At 66.1% G+C, this 19185-nt stretch carries 12 protein-coding genes and 1 riboswitch; of the genes, 9 read left to right on the top strand and 3 right to left on the bottom strand.

Annotated features, from left to right (window positions below; all coding sequences use genetic code 11):
• Positions 1–259 precede the first annotated feature (259 nt).
• The 6 genes from K5880_RS08630 to K5880_RS08605 all read left to right on the top strand — a co-directional run bounded on the left by K5880_RS08630 (position 260) and on the right by K5880_RS08605 (position 5624).
• Positions 260–1213: a tetratricopeptide repeat protein gene (locus K5880_RS08630; RefSeq protein ID WP_297651103.1), complete on the top strand. Its 954-nt coding sequence runs from the start codon at positions 260–262 to the stop codon at positions 1211–1213.
• Complete coding sequence (locus K5880_RS08625) at positions 1213–2694, top strand: L,D-transpeptidase (protein WP_297650782.1); 1482 nt, start codon at positions 1213–1215, stop codon at positions 2692–2694. The genes K5880_RS08630 and K5880_RS08625 overlap by 1 nt, the downstream gene beginning before the upstream one ends.
• Positions 2695–2759: 65 nt before the next feature.
• The gene (locus K5880_RS08620; protein ID WP_297651101.1) at positions 2760–3398 is read left to right on the top strand and encodes a peptidylprolyl isomerase; all 639 of its coding nucleotides are present in this window, start codon (positions 2760–2762) and stop codon (positions 3396–3398) included.
• A 2-nt stretch (positions 3399–3400) separates the two neighbouring features.
• Positions 3401–3907, top strand: coding sequence for a peptidylprolyl isomerase (locus K5880_RS08615; protein ID WP_297650780.1), 507 nt, complete (start codon positions 3401–3403; stop codon positions 3905–3907).
• A 25-nt stretch (positions 3908–3932) separates the two neighbouring features.
• Positions 3933–4748: a UDP-2,3-diacylglucosamine diphosphatase gene (locus tag K5880_RS08610; protein ID WP_297650778.1), complete on the top strand. Its 816-nt coding sequence runs from the start codon at positions 3933–3935 to the stop codon at positions 4746–4748.
• An 18-nt stretch (positions 4749–4766) separates the two neighbouring features.
• The gene (locus K5880_RS08605; protein WP_297650776.1) at positions 4767–5624 is read left to right on the top strand and encodes a M90 family metallopeptidase; all 858 of its coding nucleotides are present in this window, start codon (positions 4767–4769) and stop codon (positions 5622–5624) included.
• Between the two features lie 15 nt (positions 5625–5639).
• Here K5880_RS08605 and K5880_RS08600 read toward each other — a convergent pair whose 3' ends face one another.
• Both K5880_RS08600 and K5880_RS08595 read right to left on the bottom strand, forming a co-directional pair.
• Positions 5640–8354 (bottom strand): DUF349 domain-containing protein, encoded by a 2715-nt coding sequence (locus K5880_RS08600; RefSeq protein ID WP_297650774.1) that lies wholly within the window; start codon positions 8352–8354, stop codon positions 5640–5642.
• A gap of 112 nt (positions 8355–8466) precedes the next feature.
• Positions 8467–12156: a DUF748 domain-containing protein gene (locus K5880_RS08595; RefSeq protein WP_297650772.1), complete on the bottom strand. Its 3690-nt coding sequence runs from the start codon at positions 12154–12156 to the stop codon at positions 8467–8469.
• 737 nt (positions 12157–12893) lie between these two features.
• On the opposite strand from K5880_RS08595, the gene K5880_RS08590 reads away from it, so the two are divergent.
• From K5880_RS08590 to nrdR, 3 genes are all read left to right on the top strand, one after another.
• The gene (locus tag K5880_RS08590; protein WP_297650770.1) at positions 12894–13781 is read left to right on the top strand and encodes a lytic transglycosylase domain-containing protein; all 888 of its coding nucleotides are present in this window, start codon (positions 12894–12896) and stop codon (positions 13779–13781) included.
• A 24-nt stretch (positions 13782–13805) separates the two neighbouring features.
• Positions 13806–13977: riboswitch (ZMP/ZTP riboswitch) on the top strand.
• 36 nt (positions 13978–14013) lie between these two features.
• Positions 14014–15258, top strand: a complete 1245-nt coding sequence (gene glyA / locus K5880_RS08585) for a serine hydroxymethyltransferase (protein WP_297650768.1) — start codon at positions 14014–14016, stop codon at positions 15256–15258.
• 22 nt (positions 15259–15280) lie between these two features.
• On the top strand, positions 15281–15730 hold the full coding sequence (gene nrdR / locus K5880_RS08580) for a transcriptional regulator NrdR (protein WP_297650766.1): 450 nt from the start codon (positions 15281–15283) through the stop codon (positions 15728–15730).
• A 70-nt stretch (positions 15731–15800) separates the two neighbouring features.
• Here nrdR and K5880_RS08575 read toward each other — a convergent pair whose 3' ends face one another.
• On the bottom strand, positions 15801–19184 hold the full coding sequence (locus K5880_RS08575) for a PilC/PilY family type IV pilus protein (RefSeq protein ID WP_297650764.1): 3384 nt from the start codon (positions 19182–19184) through the stop codon (positions 15801–15803).
• Position 19185 lies beyond the last annotated feature (1 nt).

Here is a 19185-nt window from a genome sequence, read left to right as displayed (position 1 = left end):
CACCCCTCACACAGCAGGCCCTGCGGGTGTTCCATACGGTCTGGCGCGGCCATCGGAACAGGACCCCTCAGATACAATCCGCCAGTATATCCAGCCCGGCGGCGCGCCCCAGCGCACCTTCGGTCATTCGATCAACGCACCACTGGCCCCATCCCCGTAGGATGCCCAGGCTCGCTTCCGAGGTCCCATGTCCCACCCCGTGAACCCACAGCCCGGCCACCAAGGCCTGCCGATTCCATCCTCGTGTCTGTCCATGCGCATGCGCCAGCTTGCGCTTGCAACCGTGGTCGCGTTTGGCCTGGGCGGACCTGCGGCCTGGGCGCAGGCGGACGACTACAGCGAAGTCAACCGGCTGGTGCGCGCGGGGCAGCTCAACGAGGCCATGTACAAGGCCGACCAGTACCTGGCCGGCAAGCCACGCGATCCGCAGATGCGCTTCCTCAAGGGCGTGATTCAGACCGAGAGCGGCAAGACCACGGACGCGATTGCCACTTTTGCCAAGCTGACCGAGGACTACCCCGAGCTGCCCGAGCCGTACAACAACCTGGCGGTTCTGTACGCCGGCCAGAGCCAGTTCGACAAGGCGCGCGCCGCGCTCGAAATGGCCATCCGCACGAATCCGAGCTATGCGACGGCGCACGAGAACCTGGGCGATGTGTATGCCAAGCTGGCCAGTCAGGCCTACAGCAAGGCGCTGCAGCTAGATGCCGGCAATGCGGGCGTGGCTCCCAAGCTCAGCCTGATCCGCAACCTGTTTGCCGTCAGTACTCCCTCCTCGAACGGCACCAGCCCGTCGGCGGCGCCCGCCCCCCGGGCCGCCAGCGTGGCCAGCCCCGCGCCGGCACCGGCGCCTGCACCCACTGCAAGCGGCGATGCGCAAAGAGACGTCGAAGCGGCGGTCATGGCGTGGGCCAACGCGTGGTCGTCCAGGAACATGGCCAGCTATCTGGGCGCCTACGGCCCGAACTTTGCGCCACCGGGCGGACAGGCCCGCGCTGCCTGGGAGGCCGAGCGCCGCGCGCGCATCGAGCCGCGCTCGCGCATCGGCGTCGACATCAGCGATCTGAGTATCACGGTCAACGCCGATCGCGCCACCGCCCGCTTCCGCCAGGACTACACCTCCGACAACCTGGACATCACCAGCCGCAAGACGCTGGAACTGGTGAAGATCGGCACCCGCTGGCTCATCGTGCGGGAATCCACAGGCTCTTGATGCTCAATCGGCGGTTTTCGCAACGGGGCCATGCCAGCCTCTCGACCGAACTGCCGGGTGCAACGCCCGGCAGTGGCTGGCAAGCGCCCAGGATGCGTGGCGCGCTCGTCGCCGCGACCGCCCTCGCCGGCCTGTGGCTGGTGGCCACTGTCTTGCGCACTCCCGTCGAGCCGAACCCTCCGACGGATCCCTCCGGTCAAGCCGGCGGTGCGTCACCCTCCCTGATCGACAGTGCTGTGGCCAAGGCCCACGACCGCGTGCCCGGATCGGCCGACGTGGCGTCCTCCGGACTCAAGGCCGTGAGCCTGACCGACGAATACCTCAGGCAGTCGGCGCCGCGGATCGGCCTGGCCGAAGCCCGTCTCATCGGCATCTACCAGCTCATCAGCCAGGCACGCCATCGGGAAGCACTGGTGCAGACCGAGCAACTGGTCCGCGATCACCCGAATTTCCAGCTGGCCCATCTGGTGCATGGAGACCTGCTCAGCCTGCAGGCCCACCCGGTGCGCCAACTCGGCGACGTGCCCGATACCAAGGCCCTGGCCGCTGCGGTGCAGCTCACGGCCTTGCGCGAGGAATCGCGCCGGAGGCTGCGCGCCCTCACCGAGCGCCCCCCGGAGGGCAGCGTGCCCACGCAGTTCCTCACGCTGTCGCCGCAGAGCCGCCACGCGATCGCCATCGACGCCTCGCGCTCGCGCCTGTACCTGTTTGAAAACCTGAACGCGGTCCGTGGCGCCCACGGCGTCGATCGGGCGCCCCGACTCAAGCTGCTGGGTGACTTCTATATCTCGGTGGGTCTGCAGGGCATCGAAAAGTCCGTCGAGGGCGACAAGCGCACGCCGCTGGGCGTGTACTACATCACCAGCAACCTCAACCCCGCCGATCTGCCCGATCTGTACGGTGTCGGCGCACTGCCCATCAACTACCCCAACCCGCTCGACATGCAGCGTGGCAAGACCGGCAGTGGCATCTGGCTGCACGGCACGCCCAGCGACCAGTTCGTGCGCGCGCCGCAGGCCTCGGACGGCTGTGTGGTGCTGGCCAACCCCGACCTCGAACGCCTGCTGACGACCGTGCGCATCCGTACCACTCCGGTGGTTATCGCGCCTTCGCTGCAATGGGTTCAACCGGACGCACTGGCGCGTGAGCGGGAACAATTCGAAACGGTGCTCGACGCCTGGCGTCGTGCGCGTGGCGACGGCAATCTGGCCGAACTCAAGGGCTTCTACTCCGAGCGCTTCGCCAGCCAGGGCCGCGATCTGGCGCAGTGGTGGCCCCGCGTCGAAGATGAACTGCGCGCCAGCAAGCCGCGCGACCTGCAGATCAAGGATCTGTCCGTGCTGCGCTGGCGAGACCAGGAGGACACCATGGTCGTCACCTTTGGCGAGGTGCCTGCCGGCCGCAGCCGTGGTGTGACCAAACGCCAGTACTGGGTGCGCGAGCAGGACCGCTGGACGATCTTTTTTGAAGGAACCATCTGATGGCCCCACTGCCACCTCTCATGCTGCGCCGCCGGGTGACCCTCTGCCTCGCCGCATTGGCGACCATGGCCACATTGTTGCCTGCCGCAACCCATGCCCAGAGCGCCCATCCCCGCGTGAAACTCGCCACATCGATGGGTGACATCGTGATCGAGCTCTACCCTGACAAGGCGCCGAAAACGGTGGAGAACTTCCTGCAGTACGTGCGCGACAGGCACTACGACGGCACCGTGTTCCACCGCGTGATCAGCAACTTCATGGTCCAGGGTGGCGGTTTCGACGGTAGCTACAGGCAGAAGACCACGCGCCCTCCGGTGGCCCATGAAGGCCAGGCCGCCATCGCGCTTGGCGGCCCGCGCAACACAGTTGGCACCGTCGCCATGGCGCGCACCAACGACCCCCATTCGGCTTCGTCGCAGTTTTTCATCAACGTCAAGGACAACGCCTTCCTCGACCCCACGCCGATCCCGCCGGGCGACCCGGTGCCTCAGTTCGAGTACAAGGGCAAGGTCTACAAGGACGTGCCACGCGCCAGCCTGCTCAACGCGGGCGAACTCTATGGCTACACCGTCTTCGGCAAGGTGGTGTCCGGCATGGACGTGGTCAACAAGATCAAGGACACGCCCACCGGCGCGGGAGGCCCGTTCCCGACCGACGTGCCCAAGACCCCCATCACCATCCTCAAAGCCACCCTGGAGAAATGAACATGGCCAACCCGAAAGTGGAACTGCATATTGCCGGTCACGGCGTGATCACGCTGGAGCTCGACGCCGAGAAAGCACCGCTGTCCACCACCAACTTCCTGGCCTATGTCGGCAAGGGCCACTACGACAACACCGTGTTCCACCGTGTCATTCCCGGCTTCATGGTGCAAGGTGGCGGCTTCGAGCCCGGCATGACGCAGAAGCCCACGGACGCGCCGATCGCCAACGAGGCCAACAACGGCCTGAAGAACGACACCTACACCGTGGCCATGGCGCGCACCAGCGACCCGCACTCGGCCACCGCGCAGTTCTTCATCAATGTCGCAAACAACGGTTTCCTCAACCACACCGCTCCCAGCGCGCAAGGCTGGGGCTACGCGGTCTTTGGCAAGGTGGTCTCCGGCGCCGAAATCGTCAAGAAGATCGAAGGCCTGCCCACCGGCCGCAAGGGCTTCCATGACGATGTGCCCAAGGACGACGTGGTGATCGAAAAAGCCGTCGCCCTCTGAACGCCGGGCCACGCGCCCTGCCCCGATGTCTGCCCACCCCGTCGACCGCTTCGCCGAATGCATCGCCCCCGCGAGCTGGCAAGCGGTCGATTTCATTTCCGACCTTCACCTGCAGGCCAGCGAGCCCGGCACCTTCGAGGCCTGGGTGCGCTACCTGCGGCGACCCGCGCCCGATCGGGCCGATGCGCTGTTCATCCTCGGTGACCTGTTCGAGGTATGGGTGGGTGACGACGTTCTCCATGCCGACGCCCTCTCGACCGACCACGCGTTCGCGCGCGCCTGCGCAGCCGAACTGCGCGCCTGCAGTACCCACACGCCGGTGTACTTTCTGCACGGCAACCGCGATTTCCTGCTCGGTGCTGCCGCACTGCAGGCTTGCGGCATGCAGGACCTGAGCGATCCGACGGTGCTCGTCTTCCAGGGCCAGCGCTGGCTGCTCAGCCACGGCGACGAGCTGTGCCTGGCCGATGTCGACTATTTGCGCTTTCGTGCTCAGGTGCGCTCGCCGCAGTGGCAGCGGGACTTCCTGGCGCAACCTCTTGCCCGGCGCGAAGCCATCGCGCGCGAACTGCGCGCGCAAAGCGAGGCACGCAAGCGCAGCACGGGCCACGACCCCGATCTCTGGGCCGATGTGGATGCCGAGGCCGCGCGCAACTGGCTGCGCCGCGCTGGTGCGCACACGCTGATCCATGGCCACACGCACCGCCCGGCCGAGCACCCGCTCGGCAATGGCCTGCGGCGTGTGGTGCTGAGCGACTGGGATATGGGTGCAACGCCGCCACGAGCCGAGGTACTGCGGCTGGACGTGCAGGGCACGCACCGCGTGCCGCTGATACCCTGACGCCGCTCGCACCGCCCCATGTTCGACCTGATCCAGCGCTGGCTGCCTCGCTCACTGCGCAGGCCCACCCCCATCCCCGATGCGCTCTGGCAACGCACGCTGGCGGACCACCCCTTTCTGGCAGGCCTCGCAGACGCCGACCAGCAACGCCTGCTGTTGTTGTGCAGACACTTCCTGCTGGAGAAGGAGTTCCACGGTGCCAACGGCCTGACAGTCACTGACGCCATGGCACTCGCCATCGCGGCGCAGGCCTGTCTGCCCTTGCTGCACATGCACGCAGCGTCGGGCGAACCGGCGCGTGACCCGCTCAGGTTGCTGGACTGGTATGGCGATTTTGTCGGCATCGTGGTGCAACCCGGCGCCGTCGTGGCGCGGCGCAAGACCATGGACAGAGCGGGCGTGGTGCACCACTACGACGAGGTGCTGGCCGGCGAAGCCATGGACCGGGGGCCACTCATGCTCAGCTGGGAAGACGTTGCCAACGCGGGGGAGCGTGCCCAACGCGGCCACAACGTTGTGATCCACGAATTCGTGCACAAGCTCGACATGCACGACATGTCGCTCGGCGACGCACCCGACGGCGCACCACCGCTGCCGCGCGATTTCATGGGCACGCGCCATGCCGGCGAGGCACGCGCCGTGTGGCGAAAGACCATGCAGACGAGCTACGACCGCTTCTGCGAGGCAGTCGCCATGGCCGAACGCTTCGGTGGCGAAGTACCCTGGCTCGACGACTACGCCACCAAGGACGCGGCGGAATTCTTCGCCGTGACCTGCGAGGCCTATTTCGTCAACCGCGAGCGCTTCGCGACCGAGTTCCCCGAACTGATGCCGCTGTACAACGGCTTCTTTGACGCGGGTCGCGCACGGCGCTGAGGACGCCGCCTCCGCTCAGCGCTTGAGCAGCACCTTCAGCGCGTTCTGCAGGCGGCGTTCGGCTGCGGCATCGTGGCTGGAAGCCAGCACCGCGGCGACGTCTTCCACCCAGGTCTCGGCAGGGGCGGCGGCGTGGCGGCGCGTGAGCAACTGCAGTTGCAGCATGCGACGCTCGCTCAGGTGTTCAGCCGGCGTGGGCACGTCGGCAGCCATTTCGAGTCGCAACAGGGTTTCACCCGACAAGGGGACGGCACCACCGGACAGGGCCGCCGACCACGCCGCGCGGTTGCCCGCGCTCACGCGCGGCCCCAGCGCCTGGGCACTCGGCAACTGCCCCGCGTCACGTTGTTGCCAGGCGGTCATGAGCTGCGTCAGCACCTCGCCGTGTGCCTGGGCCGCCAGCTTGCGCAGGCTCGCCTGTGCCGCTTCGATAGCCTGGCGCTGCGCGCGGAATGCAGCGTCACCCAGGCGGGGACCGCGCGGCTCGCGCTCTTCGCGCCAGGGCGTGGCGCCTGAACCGCGGGCATCGCGCCCGGCGCGCGCAGCCCCGCTGGCGTCGCGGCGGCCTCCCTCCGGACGATCGCCCCGACGGCCGTCGCGGCCCGCCGGTTCGGCCTTCTTCATCCCGGGGCGGTCGTCACCCCGAACGGCCACCACCTTCTTCGGCGCGGCAGCGGGGGGCGCGGGCCTGGCCGGCGCGGCCTTGTCCGCATCGGCGTCCGCATTCTCGGCGGGCACATCCTCAGCGGCCGGTCCGGATGCCGATGTCGCCGGATCCGCCCCCACGACCGGAGCGGGCACCGGTGCAGCGGCCTGCGCCTGACCGGCCAGCGCCTGTTCCAGTTCGGTCATGGCCGTGCGGATGCGCTGCGCGTCGCCGCTGGCACTGGCCGCTTCCAGCGCGCGCGACGCGTCCAGCACGCGCTGGTCGTGCGCGTTCAGTGCGCTGGAGGCCTTCTCGCGCTCCGAGCTCTTGCGCGCAAAGGCCTCGTCGATCGGCTGACGGAACGCCTCCCACAGCTTCTGCTCGTGCTTGCGCTCGAGCGGAACCGCATGTGCTTCCGCCTGCCAGCGCTGCTGCAACGCCTTGACGGCATCGATGCGCAACTGGGGGGCCGCGCCCAGCGCGGTGGCCTCCTCGATCAGCGCCTTGCGCCGTGCAGTGCTCTCGGCCTGTGCCACTTCGAGCCGCGCGTGCGCGGCGTGCATGGCCTCCTTCCAGACCGGCTGGATGTCGGCAAACGCCTTTTCGCTCAAGTGCCCGGCTTCGCGCCAGCGCTCGGAAAACGCGTGCAGCTCGCGCACCTGCGCCTTCCAGTCGGTGCTCTCGGCGTGGGCCTGCGTCCAGGCTCTCAGTTCCTCAATGATCGCTGCGCGCTGCGCCTTGTGCGCCTCGCTCTGCTGGCGCACCTGCACCAGCCACGCCTCGACCACCTTGTGCGCCTCGGTGCACGCCTCGTCGAAGCGCTTCCACAGTGCGTGGTTGGGCTGCCCGCCCTGGTCGGTGGTCTTCCACTGCTCGCGCAGGCCGCGCAGGGTCTCCTGCATCTTGCGCCCGCCCAGGCGCTGTCCTTCAGGGGCCTGCAGCAAGGCTTCTGCCTTGGCCACGAGTTCCTCGCGCAACTGGTCGGCGCGCCAGCGCTGCCAGCCCTCGAGCTCACCCGCCTGCCCGAGCGCGGCCTGAGCACGCGCATCCAGCGCGGCGGGCACCAGGCGGCCATGGCTCTTGAGCAGCGCGCGCACGTCGGCCGCGGCCTTGGGCGTGGCCTTGCCATGCCCTTCGGCCAGCTCGCGCTCCAGCACCGCCAGGGCCTGCTCCAGCTCGGCGGCCACCCGGGCACGCCGCTCCTGCTGTGCCTTCGTGTCCTGCGGCGTTTTCTCGGCGGGAGCAGCCACATCGAGGCCGCGCGCCGCGCGCAGTTCGTCGGCCCACACCGGCACGGCCGGCAGGGGCGCTTGCGGGCTGGCATCGGCCGCGACGGTCTGGGCCAGCGCGGCTTCAAATGCCTCCCACACCAACTGCAGTTGCTGGCGCGAGGCGTCCAGCATGGGAGGAAACTTCACGTCCACGCTCGGCCATTGCGGATCTTGCGGCAATGCCTGGGCCTGCTGCTGCCACTGAGCCACGTCAGCGCGCAACGTGTCGACCATCTGCTGGGCATCGCGCCAGGATTTGGTGGACAGCACCTCGATGCGCTGTGCGATCAGCACCGCCGCCTCGCGCTCGACCTGTACGCGGTGCTGCAGGTCTTCGACGGCCTTGACACGTTCGGCCAGCGACTGGCGCAGGGCCGCCAGCGGCTCGCGCGACAGCGGCGCGCCCGCGCGGGCCGCATCGCGCTGCCATGCCAGAGCATCGGCCAGATTCAAGCGCGGTTGCTCGATCAGTGCCTGCGCCTTTTGCGCCCATTCCACCGACATCTGCTCCTGCGACTTCTGGCGCTTGAGTTCGTCGAGTTTTTCCTTCAACGGCTTGGCCGCACCGCGGTCGCGGTGCGAGAGTTCCTTGAACACCTCGTTCATCTGCTCCAGCGCGGGCTCCGAGGCCAGCCAGTCGCGAATGCGCGCGGCGCGTTCGCCGGAGGTGGGTGCGGAAAACGCGCCGCCGGTCAGGGCGTCCAGTGGGTGGGCGGCGTTCGGGCCGGCCGGCTTGGGGGTGGTGGGCGTGTTCACGGCGGATTCGGAAACGTTGGACGAAGACAGGGCTTTGCGCGGGGAAAACAGCGACATGGAGGAGATGGCTCGATCGGATCAGCGGCCGGCGCCACGCTGGCGCGACCATCGCCTATTGTCACCGCAGTTGCATACCGCCTGAGCGGCATGGGGCCGCCACGCGAGCCACTCAGCGCGGCGCGAGCTTGAGTTCCGCGTGCGGCTGCCATTTCTCACCCTGACCAGCCGTCAGGGGTGCACCAAGGAACATGCGGTCTTCGGGCAACTGGCGGCTGGCGAGGTAATCCTTGACGGCCACCCCGCGCGCCACCGCGAGTTCGCGCATGGCATCGGGTGTGACGGGAATCGAGGCCAGCAACAAGGCCTCCATCTCGGCCTGGGGAATGTCCTTGGCGATGCCGATGAAGTTGCGCGGCTTGGGGATGTCCGCACGGCGGTAAACCTCTTTCAGCAGCCCTGGGTACTCTTCGGTGGACACCATCAGTGCGCCATCGATGGTCGAGCCCTCGCGCGCCAGCGCCCGGCGCTTCTCTGCCCGCACCCGCTCATCGAGCCGGGCACGCTGGTATCCGGCACGCTCGGTCTCGAGGTCGCTGTGACCGACCACCGTGATCTGCAGCGCGGGCCGATCGGCCAGTGCCTTGGCCACCGCATCCAGCCGCTGGCGGCTTGCGTCGTCCAGCCGCTGGCTGCCCGGGCTGAACACCACCTGGCTCATTTCCTCGCCGCCCCCGCCGAAAGCGCTCGCAATCAGCGAGAACGGTGCGGTGATGGCCTTGCCGATGAGGTTGAAGATGAGTCGGAAGATCAGCGGCCCGAGCCGGAACTGCGGGTCGTTGAGCGAGCCGCTGACAGGCAGGTTGATGTCGATGACGCCATTGCGGTCGGCCAGCAGCGCCACTGCCAGCTTGACTGGCAGGTTGGGCGCATCGCTGCCGGCCACACGCTCGCCAAAGCCCAGCTGGTTCAGGGTGATCTGGTTGCTCGCAGTGAGCTGACCACTGGGCTCGACCTTGTAGGCCACGTCCACGCTGAGCTTGCCGCGCTCGATGCCGTAGCCAGCGTATTTGACGCTGTAGGGGGAAAGAGGCGGCAGTTCGAGATTGCGCACGCGGCCCCGGATGTCGAGCGCCAGCGGTTGCGCCAGCGGATTGAGCTGGCCGTCGATCTCGAGCGCGGCGGTGCCTTCGGCGCGCCCACGCAGCGTGAGGTCGGCCAGTTGCGCCGCGGAGCCCGCCGCAGCGCTCGAGAACGCGCTGAGGCTGCCGGTGACCTCGCTCAGGTTGGCAGAGTAGTTGGGCTGGATGAAACGGTCGGAGAACAGCACGCGGCCATTGACCAGGCTGACGGGGCCGAAACGGATCTCGGGATCCGGCGCCGTTTCAGCGACCGGGGACGCAGGTACCGGCATGGGTGGCGAGACGGGTGCCGGAGTGCCGCCCGTGGCCGGAGGATCGCCCTGGTGCTTTACCAGGCCCTGCAGGTTGAAGCGCCCCGTTTCATCGAGAATCACACGCGCAAAGTAGTCGCTGAGCACGGTCTCGTCCACCGAGACGCGGGTGACCTGCCCGGGTGCAAGGTCGAGCTGCAAACCCCGCACCTGCAACGACTTCCAGGCCAGCAGGTCCTCGGCGGGCGACAGGGTACTGGCCTGAAGATCGTCCAGCGCGACGCTACCGGCCAGCAGCAGACGCAGGCCGGCCGGCGGCAGCGCCGCTTCGACCTTGCCGCGGTAACTGGCGTCCGCGCGCAGCAGTTCCAGATTCAGCCGGTCGCCGAAATAGGGCTCCAGCGCGTGCAGCGGCAAGCGTTCGGCCTGCACCTGCAGCCGGGTGCGCAGGCCTGCAGCGTCCTGTGCCACCGGGGCAGGCAGGCGCAACGTGCCGTCCAGCGAGAGCCGCCCCGGCTCAAGACGGTTGGCGAGCCCCGAGCCCAGACGCAATTGCAACGACACCGGCATGTCGGGCTGGCTGCGCGTCAGAGGTTGCAGGTTCTTGACCCGCAGCCGGATCTGGCTGAGTTCCAGCCGGACCGGTCGCGCGGACGCCTGGTCGTCCAGCGCGATGCTGCCCGCGTCCAGTTGCACGTCGGCCAGCGTCACCTGCCAGGCTGCGGGTGCCTCAGGGGCTGGATCCACAACCTGCCCGGCAGCGGTGGGCGCCGCCTTCAGCCAGCGCTCGACCATCCAGCGCCCGTCTTCGTCCCGTTGCGCGCGCACCTGAGGCCCGGTGAGCGCGACCTGGCCGACCACGGCGGTCCGGGCCACGAGGTCCAGTTGCGCATCCTGCGCCAGGAGCTTGCGCAGGCTCACCAAGGGCTGCCGGCTCGGGCCCAGGCGCCCATCATCGAGCTCGATCCTCCGCGCGTTCACCGACAGCCCCATGGGTTGGCCATCCTGACCCGCGCGCCAGTCGATCTGCAGATCGGCCGCGAGGCGTCCGTGCAGATCCGGCTCTAGCACGCTGGCGACATACGGCGACAACAGGGTCAGAGGCAGTTCGCCGAGCGCCATCTGCACCTGCGCCTCCGTGTCGGTCGCATGCCCCCTGAGTGTCAGGGGCGTCTCGCCCAGGCGTGCGGACACCTCGAACGGCGCTGCCGCCTGCATGGGCCATTGCCAGGCTCCCACCTGAACGCGCAGGTCGTCCAGTGCGAGTTGTGCCGCTGGTCTTACAGCCGCATCACTCCATTGCAATGTGCCGCCGTCAAGTTCACTGCGTGTCACGCTGATCTGCCACGCAGCTCCCCCGGACGAAGGCTGGGTGGCCATGGAAGGTGCGGCCGGCTTTGGCGCGTCAGCAGGAGCGGCCAAGGCCACAAAGGCCTCGGCCACGCGCTGAAGGTTCAGGCGCCCGGTCGCGTCGCGCGAGATCGCCACGCTCGGCGCGCGCAGTTCGATGGCAGCCAGGTCCACGCGCCGCGCCAAGGGCTCCACCCGGTTCAGGGTCACGTCCAGGCTGTCCCAGGCCAGCAGCGCGGCGCTCTCCGATGCACCGACACGCTCGACCACCCGCACACCGGAGAGCGCCGCCCGCCCCGAGAGCGACAGGCGCGGCGTGTCTTGCTGCTCGAAGGTCAGCTTGAGGGCGAGCTGCAATACCCCTGCCTCGGGCCGTACCGGCCACTGGGCGGGCCAGTACGGCAGGTAAGGCGCCAGATCCAATGCGGGAATGTCCACGCTGGCGTCGGTCTCCCGCGTCTGGGCAAATGGCGTGGTGCTGGCGCGCGAGTCAAAGGCGCTGCCATTGAGCACGAAGGCCAGGCGCGGTTCCGTCACGATGTCGTGGCGCGATGGCAGATTGCTCAGAAAGGGCACACCGATGTCGAGTTCGCTCAGGCGGTGCGTGGCCCCCACGCTGTCATCAACGAACACCAGCTCCCCCCCTGAGAGCGTGATGTTGAACAGGGCGAAATGCGCCGGATCGGAAGGTGGCGCATCGGCTTTGGGGCTCAGCCGCAGCAGCACATCGTCCACGTCGTAGCGCCCGTCCCCGAGATGCCGCACGTTCAGCCGCGGCCGTTCCAGCGCCACGGCGTGAGCCACCGGGGCCAGCCGGATCAGCGACTGCAACTCGACATCTGCGTAGAAGCGTCCCAGCGAGAACTGCTCGGCATCGCCAGCCGCATTGGCCACGCGCAGCCCCTCGATGGCCAACTCCAGCGACCAGGGCCGGACGTCGACCCGCTCCACCGTGACGGCCCGACCCAGGGCGGCGGAAGCCTGCTTTTGCAGTTGCCACTTCAACAAGGGAGGCATGCCCAGCCATGTCACCAGCCAGAGCAGCAGCAGACCCGCCAGTGCATACCCCAGGCGGCGCGTCCAACGGCTTCGCGTCAGGCTGGAGAGGTAGGCGTTCATCGTGCGATGTGTTGCGGGACCATGCCGCGAGTGTCGTCGAACTCCCGCCTCTGCCAGAAGGCCTGCGCCTCATACCTGTCTGGAAGCCCCGGAAACAGGAGTGTCGACCCCAGAAACAAGAAACCCCGGCAAACGGAGTCTGCCGGGGTTGACGGCGGGCCAAATGCTCTTGCCGTCGGTTTTGGCGGAGGGAGTTTGATGTCTCTCCAGCCTGGAAGCAACAGATTGCTCCCGTTGGGGGCTGACGTGCGGATCACCGCGTTGCCAGCTTGTGTCTGCTTCTGAAAACAGACAGTTGCAGGTTACTCCCCGGCAGCGTCTCGATCAAGAGCGCCACGTCGGGAGCCCATGGAGATTATTTATCGCGCGGCCGGGAGCCATTCGAGACCCTCGGAATCCCGTTCCGGCACGTGAAAGGTAGCGTGCAACCGACAGGCGGTTTCGGCAACGCCCCCGGGCGGTATGCCTTGATGGCGCTGGGGGTGTCGCTAGCAAAGCCGATTCGCTTACGTTTTCTCACACTTGTTCATAACCAAAAGTGCTTTTGAATTGTCCTGAAAACATTGACTTGATATTAATAAGCCCATAGGATGCGCCAGCTTTCCCCGACAAAGGGTTAACCCGAACCGCAGCCTCAGGCTCGCTCGACTGCTCACCCACCAGGCTGAGCATTGACCACGACCTGACCCTGCCAGCCCCTGATACCCCATGGGGCCGGCTCAGCAAGGAGCGACACCATGACCGCGAACATCGCGCCGCCACCCAAGAGCACCTCAGGTGCCGTGGCATCCCTCAAGACCGCCGTCGGCGATGCCTACCAGGGCTTCTTCGATATCACCCACAACGGCCTGGCCCTGCTGGGCACATTGCTGGCCGTCGGCCTGATCACCCTCAGTGCCCGTGCTGACCTTCGCGCCGGCGCGGAAGAACAGCTGCTGGGCTGGCTTCTGGAGCGCCAGGAAGCCGCCAACGCGGACGCGATGTACGTCGCGGAGCCGACCGCCGCCGACCGCGTGACAGCGGCACAGCCAGGCGATCTGCCCAAGCAGCAAGCCAATGTGACCTTCTGGCTCAGCCGCAAATACCGCGTGGCGCCGGAACCCCTGAGCGTGCTGGTGGCCGAAGCGTTCCAGATCGGCGAAAAAGCCAAACTCGATCCCACCCTGATCCTGGCCGTCATGGCCGTGGAGTCCCGCTTCAATCCGTTCGCACAAAGTCCGGTGGGCGCGCAAGGGTTGATGCAGGTGTTGACCCGTATGCACACCGAGAAATACGACGATTTCGGCGGACAGCTCGCGGCTTTCGATCCGGTATCCAATCTGCGCGTGGGCGCGCGGGTGCTGCAGGACGCCGTCAAGCGCGCAGGCTCGGTCGAGGGTGGCTTGCGGCTGTATGTCGGCGCCGTCTCCACAGATGGCAGCTGGTACATCAACCGGGTCATGGCCGAACATCTGCGCATCCAGAGCGTGGCGCTGGGCAAGCCCATGCAGCGCTATGTGCCACGGCCGCGTGCGACGCCCGTGGTGGCCCCTGCTGCACCCGTGCCACCTGTGGCGCCAGGCGGCGACATCGAGGCTGGCGGCTCTGTGCCTCTGCCTCACACCGCACCGCTCACCCGGTCCTGATCCGACTGCCGGCTCGGCTAAACTAGCCGGGTACGCAACTGGCGATAGGCGCGCACCCCGGCAGGATCCCGCCGGCGGCAGCCGCTGACGTGGCCCCCCTGCCCGATCCGCGATCGATTTCAGGGACAACCACTGGGAAGCGTACCGCCCGAACAGAAACGGTTCGGGCGTTCAGCCGTTCGCCTGGGCAGCCCTTGTCACCGCGCAAGGTTCCACGTCTTGAAGGACTGCCATGTACGACCGCAATATTCTCATCGAGCAAACCGACCCCGAGCTGTTCGCCGCCATCCAGGCCGAAAACGCGCGCCAGGAACACCATATCGAGTTGATCGCCAGCGAGAACTACGCCTCGCCGGCCGTCATGGCCGCCCAAGGCACGCAACTCACCAACAAGTATGCCGAGGGCTATCCTGGCAAGCGCTACTACGGTGGATGCGAATTCGTCGACGTGGCAGAGCAACTCGCCATCGACCGGGTCAAGCAGATCTTTGGCGCCGAAGCCGCCAACGTGCAGGCACACTGCGGCGCATCAGCCAACGAAGCCGTGTTTCTCGCTTTCCTCAAGCCTGGCGACACCATCATGGGCATGAGTCTGGCCGAAGGCGGCCACCTCACCCATGGCATGGCGCTCAACATGAGTGGTAAGTGGTTCAACGTCGTGTCCTACGGCCTCAACGACAAGGAAGAGATCGACTACGACGCCATGGAGCGCAAGGCCCACGAGACCAAGCCCAAGCTGATCATCGCGGGCGCGTCCGCCTACAGCCTGCGCATCGACTTCGAGCGCTTCGCCAAGGTTGCGAAAGACGTCGGCGCCATCTTTATGGTCGACATGGCCCACTACGCCGGCCTGATCGCCGCCGGCATCTACCCCAACCCGGTGCCACACGCCGACGTCGTCACCTCGACCACCCACAAGAGCCTGCGCGGCCCACGCGGCGGCATCATCCTGATGAAGGCGCAGCACGAGAAGGCCATCAACAGCGCGATCTTCCCCGGCCTCCAGGGAGGTCCGCTGATGCACGTCATTGCAGCCAAGGCGGTGGCCTTCAAGGAGGCTCTGGCGCCCGAATTCAAGGCCTATCAGCAACAAGTACTGACTAATGCGCGCATCGTCGCCGAAACCCTGGTTTCTCGCGGCCTGCGCATCGTCAGCGGCCGCACCGAGAGCCACGTCATGCTGGTCGACCTGCGGGCCAAGGGCATCACAGGCAAGGAAGCCGAAGCGGTGCTGGGCAGCGCCCACATGACGATCAACAAGAACGCAATCCCGAACGACCCGGAGAAACCCATGGTCACCAGCGGCGTGCGCATCGGCACTCCGGCCATGACCACGCGCGGCTTCAAGGACGAGGAGGCTCGCCTCACGGCCAACCTTATCGCCGACGTACTGGACAACCCGCGCGACCCGGCCAACATCGACGCCGTGCGCGCCAAGGTCAATGCCCTGACCTCGCGCTTCCCGGTCTACAAGTGACGCCATCGGGCGGCATCGCGCGATGAAATGCCCCTTCTGTGGTCATCTCGAAACCCAGGTCGTGGAAACACGCGTCTCGGAAGACGCCGACTTCATCCGCCGTCGCCGCCAGTGCGGCCATTGCGAAAAGCGTTTCACCACCTATGAGCGACCGGAAGTGAGTTTCCCTGCGGTCGTCAAGAAGGACGGCCGCCGGGTGGACTACGTGCCCGGCAAGCTGCGCGCATCGTTCGCGCTGGCGCTGCGCAAGCGTCCGGTGAGCACCGAGCAAGTGGACGCAGCGATCGAACGCATCGAGGAAAAGCTACTCAACCTCGGGGCGCGCGAGGTGCCCGCCAACCGCGTCGGCGAGATGGTGATGCGTGAACTCAAGAAGCTCGACAAGGTGGCCTACGTACGCTTTGCCAGCGTGTACCGCAGCTTCGAGGACATCGACGAATTCAGGGCGCTGGTGGACGAAGTGCGGCGTTAGTTTGCATGCGCAAAACACTTGGGCAGGTGCAGCCCACCATCGCCACTTGAAACGAATTCAATAGGGCTGACTACTTGAGCTGACGCCAGTAGATGCGCCGCCAACTGGCGGGCCCCGCTACCGGCGTCGTCGGTTCGGGGATCCCCAGGGACCGGATCTCCTTGTTGGAAGTTTGCAGCACGCCACTGACCCCGTCTTCGGTGAACACCAGCGTGGGTTCACTGCTCAGTGCATTGGCAACGAACACGCCCACGTCGTAGTAATCACTACCACCAATGGTCACTGGAACGGCGCCGCCGGTCTCGCCTGAAACGGTAAAGAACCAGCTAGATCCACCAGGGTCGCATTTCACGGCGGTAGGAATGTTGACTACGAACGCCAGCGTACCTCTGGGCGTCAGCACCGGCTTGCCTGTGACCCGGCCGTTGGTCAACCGCGTGTCCTGTGGGAAGTCGATATACCAGCCCCGTCTATCGGTCGGGACCACATGTGTAGTGGCTGCATAGCTGCCTCGCGCAGACACGAAAGAAAGTGACTGACACACCAGTTCACCATTGCCGCCACCGGCCGGGCAGGTCGACCCGTTGGTGCCTCTGATGTTGGGCACGGTGGGAGACGAGTTGGTCGTGTCGTCAATGAAGCCGTACATGGATTGCCTTTGCGTCGCGAAGACGTTGGCCCCCGTGTTGCCGGGCACGTCTTCATCGGCTAGGTAACGCCCCGTTCCAACGTATACATGAAACTGCGTTGTACTCCCCGTCACGCGGCCTACTTCCACCGGCGAGGTGATGGGCTGTACCGTGCCTCCTGAATCCCGGGCTGTGGCAACGCGGGCGGTCGTCATGGCGTCAAGGTCAAAGCGCCAGACATTGCCGAGCAAGTCACCGCCGTACAGGAAGCGAACGGTATCACCAGGCGCCGAATTGGCGACCCGCGACAGGTGCGCCAGGCCCGATGGCGAAGCGGCCGTGCCCACTCCCGTGGAGATACTGCCTTCGACATTGCCAGTCTCGGGGTTCAGAACCCAGACCCGCCCAACACCATCACCATTGCCATTCGGTCCGCCGGTTCCGTTGCCGTAGCCCGAGGTCACCACCACACGCCAACCAGCCGCTGTGCGCACGATCTGAGGGGTTCCGAAGGAGTAGCCCATATGCACCGGATTGAAGCCAGTGCGAGCGTCCTTGAGTTCCCACAGAACCTTGCTGGCCACATCGCCTTCATTGCTTGCAAGGTAGGAACTGACGTTAAGGGCGTAATAGGCACCGCCGCCCTTGCCAAGGCCACCCACGAGAAGTCGAGAGATGGCGCCCACACCCGTCACCTCCGCGGTGGCCGGTGTGCTGTCCAGGAAGTAGCGGTGGTTGTAGCCGGGGTCGGCCAGCTCGGACAGGTTGTTGTGCACGGCGCGGGGCACATAGGCCCAGAGTTCCTGGCCGTTGCCGGCCGAGCCATCCGTGCGACCGTCAAAGACGTGCAGCATGCCGTCGTTGGCGGCCTGGAAGATGATGGGAATGTTGCCTGGGTAGTTCAAGACCACCGGCTTTGCATTGATGAGATCACCCAACACGTGGGCACGCCGGCGGACGGTGACGCCGTCTTCGAGCGAGCGATCGCCGCGCAGGAAGTTGATCACGTTGGTGGTGAGTGAGGCGGGCGCGCCCGTGAAACCGGGCTGAAACGGGACCCCGGTTGTCCCGTTGAAGGTTGCAATGCGGCGGCTGGCAGGCGTTCTCCCATTGAGCAGCACCCGCGCCGACCAGAACGCGGGTTGTCCTGCGACAGGCGCTCCAGTTGTCGTGTCGAGGGCAAAAGCTTCCAGATCACCGTACCAAGTACCGGAGTTATAGCTGGGCGCGTAGCTCACGTTGTTGACGGTAAGCTGCGCGTTGGCCACTGCTACAGCGGCAGACGCGGCATCCTTTGCAAACGCCTGGGCGGTAAGTTCGGTCAACGCGCGGGTCAGTTCGGTTTGATCGCTTGCAGCAATGAAGTCGCCACCCCCTTGTTGACCGGCGGCGATCAGCAAGGGATCGTTCTGCACCTGTGTGTCTGCGAACCCGATCACGTAGGTCAAGGCATTGTTTTTGTAGGGAGGGGTGGGCGGGGTTGTCACCGGTGGTGCCGGCTTGGTGATGTCCGGACGCAAGTCAATGTCGAACAGCGCTTTGGCGACGTCATCCAGGTAGTCCGAACCCTGGCTCTCGTACTCGCGACTGAGCTTGCGGTCAAAAGCACCTGAAGCGCCATTGGAGACGCAGGTCGAGGCCAGCGCACCACTGCAGTCACGGTCATAGTCGCGGATGTGGGCATTGTCCGAGAAGGCTTGGTCGCCCTGGGATCGACCATCGGTCAACATGAACACGTAGGAGCGCTGACACCATTGGGTGATCGGACGCTGTGTGGCCTGATTGGTTGAACTCACAGAAGTGCTTGTGCAACCATTGCGACTGCTGCCAAACCGAAGGCAGGAATCGCGGCTGTTTTGCTCGAAAAAGGCGTCAATATTCACCGAACTCGTGTTGGCCGTGGCAATGTTGTCGTTGTAACCCGTGGCAAGGTAGCGGCCTATGTCGGCAAGCGTCTCGGCCAACGGGGTGTTACCCGACGGGCTCAGCGCATCGACCAGCGTTTTGAACGGTGTGCGACCAATCTCGGTCGCGGTGTTGGTCGTCGCAGTGGCAGACAGGTTCTTGATGGGCGACAGCAAAGTGCCGCCATCGCCGCTGTAATACGTGCTCAACCCGATGCGCACCGCATAATCCGGGCTGGCGCTCGTGGGCACGGGCAACGCATCGACGAGCAGCTTGGCCGAAGCCTTGGCCACCTCCATGCGAGTCTGGACGCTTCCAGAGCAAGAATCGATAGGCTTGCGCGTACCTGACCAAACGTTGGTTGCACTACAGGCGGTGCTGAAGTACCAGTTGAGATAGTTGCCCGTGTATTCGGATGCCAGGTAACCGCTGGGCTCGGTGTTGCTGTTGCTGTCGGCAAGGAGCCGAGCCGGATAAAGACTGTTGCGCACAAAGCAGCGCTGCGCCGCAGTGCCGAAAGTGCCGGTGGGCGTTTGCGTTGAATGGCGATAGTTGTTCCCGCCATATCGAATAAACGAGCGTCGTTGCCCGCCGGCGGTTGCAATCCGGAGGTCGACACTGGTGCCCGCTGAGATGCGATTTCCCGCAGCGCAGTCGCTGGAGGGGGTGTAATCGTTGGCCGCGTTGTAGGGTGCCTCGGGCACGATGTTGCTCATCGAGCCCGAGTTGTCGATCATGAACATGAAGTTCGGCGCGACGTTGTTCTTCACCGCCATCGGAACGTCGTTGATGTTTTGCGCCTGTGCTTGCGGCAGTGCAGACAGGGCTCCGATCAGTAGCAGGCCGCTGGCGAACAGGGTCCGAAGCAGAGAGCGGAGATGCCTTGCGTCCTTCTCGCGGTGGACAACGGTATGGTTCATG

Origin of the sequence: Hydrogenophaga sp., from assembly GCF_025699295.1 — a bacterium.
Lineage (GTDB): Bacteria > Pseudomonadota > Gammaproteobacteria > Burkholderiales > Burkholderiaceae_C > Hydrogenophaga.
This window is presented reverse-complemented; position numbering and strand designations above follow the sequence as displayed.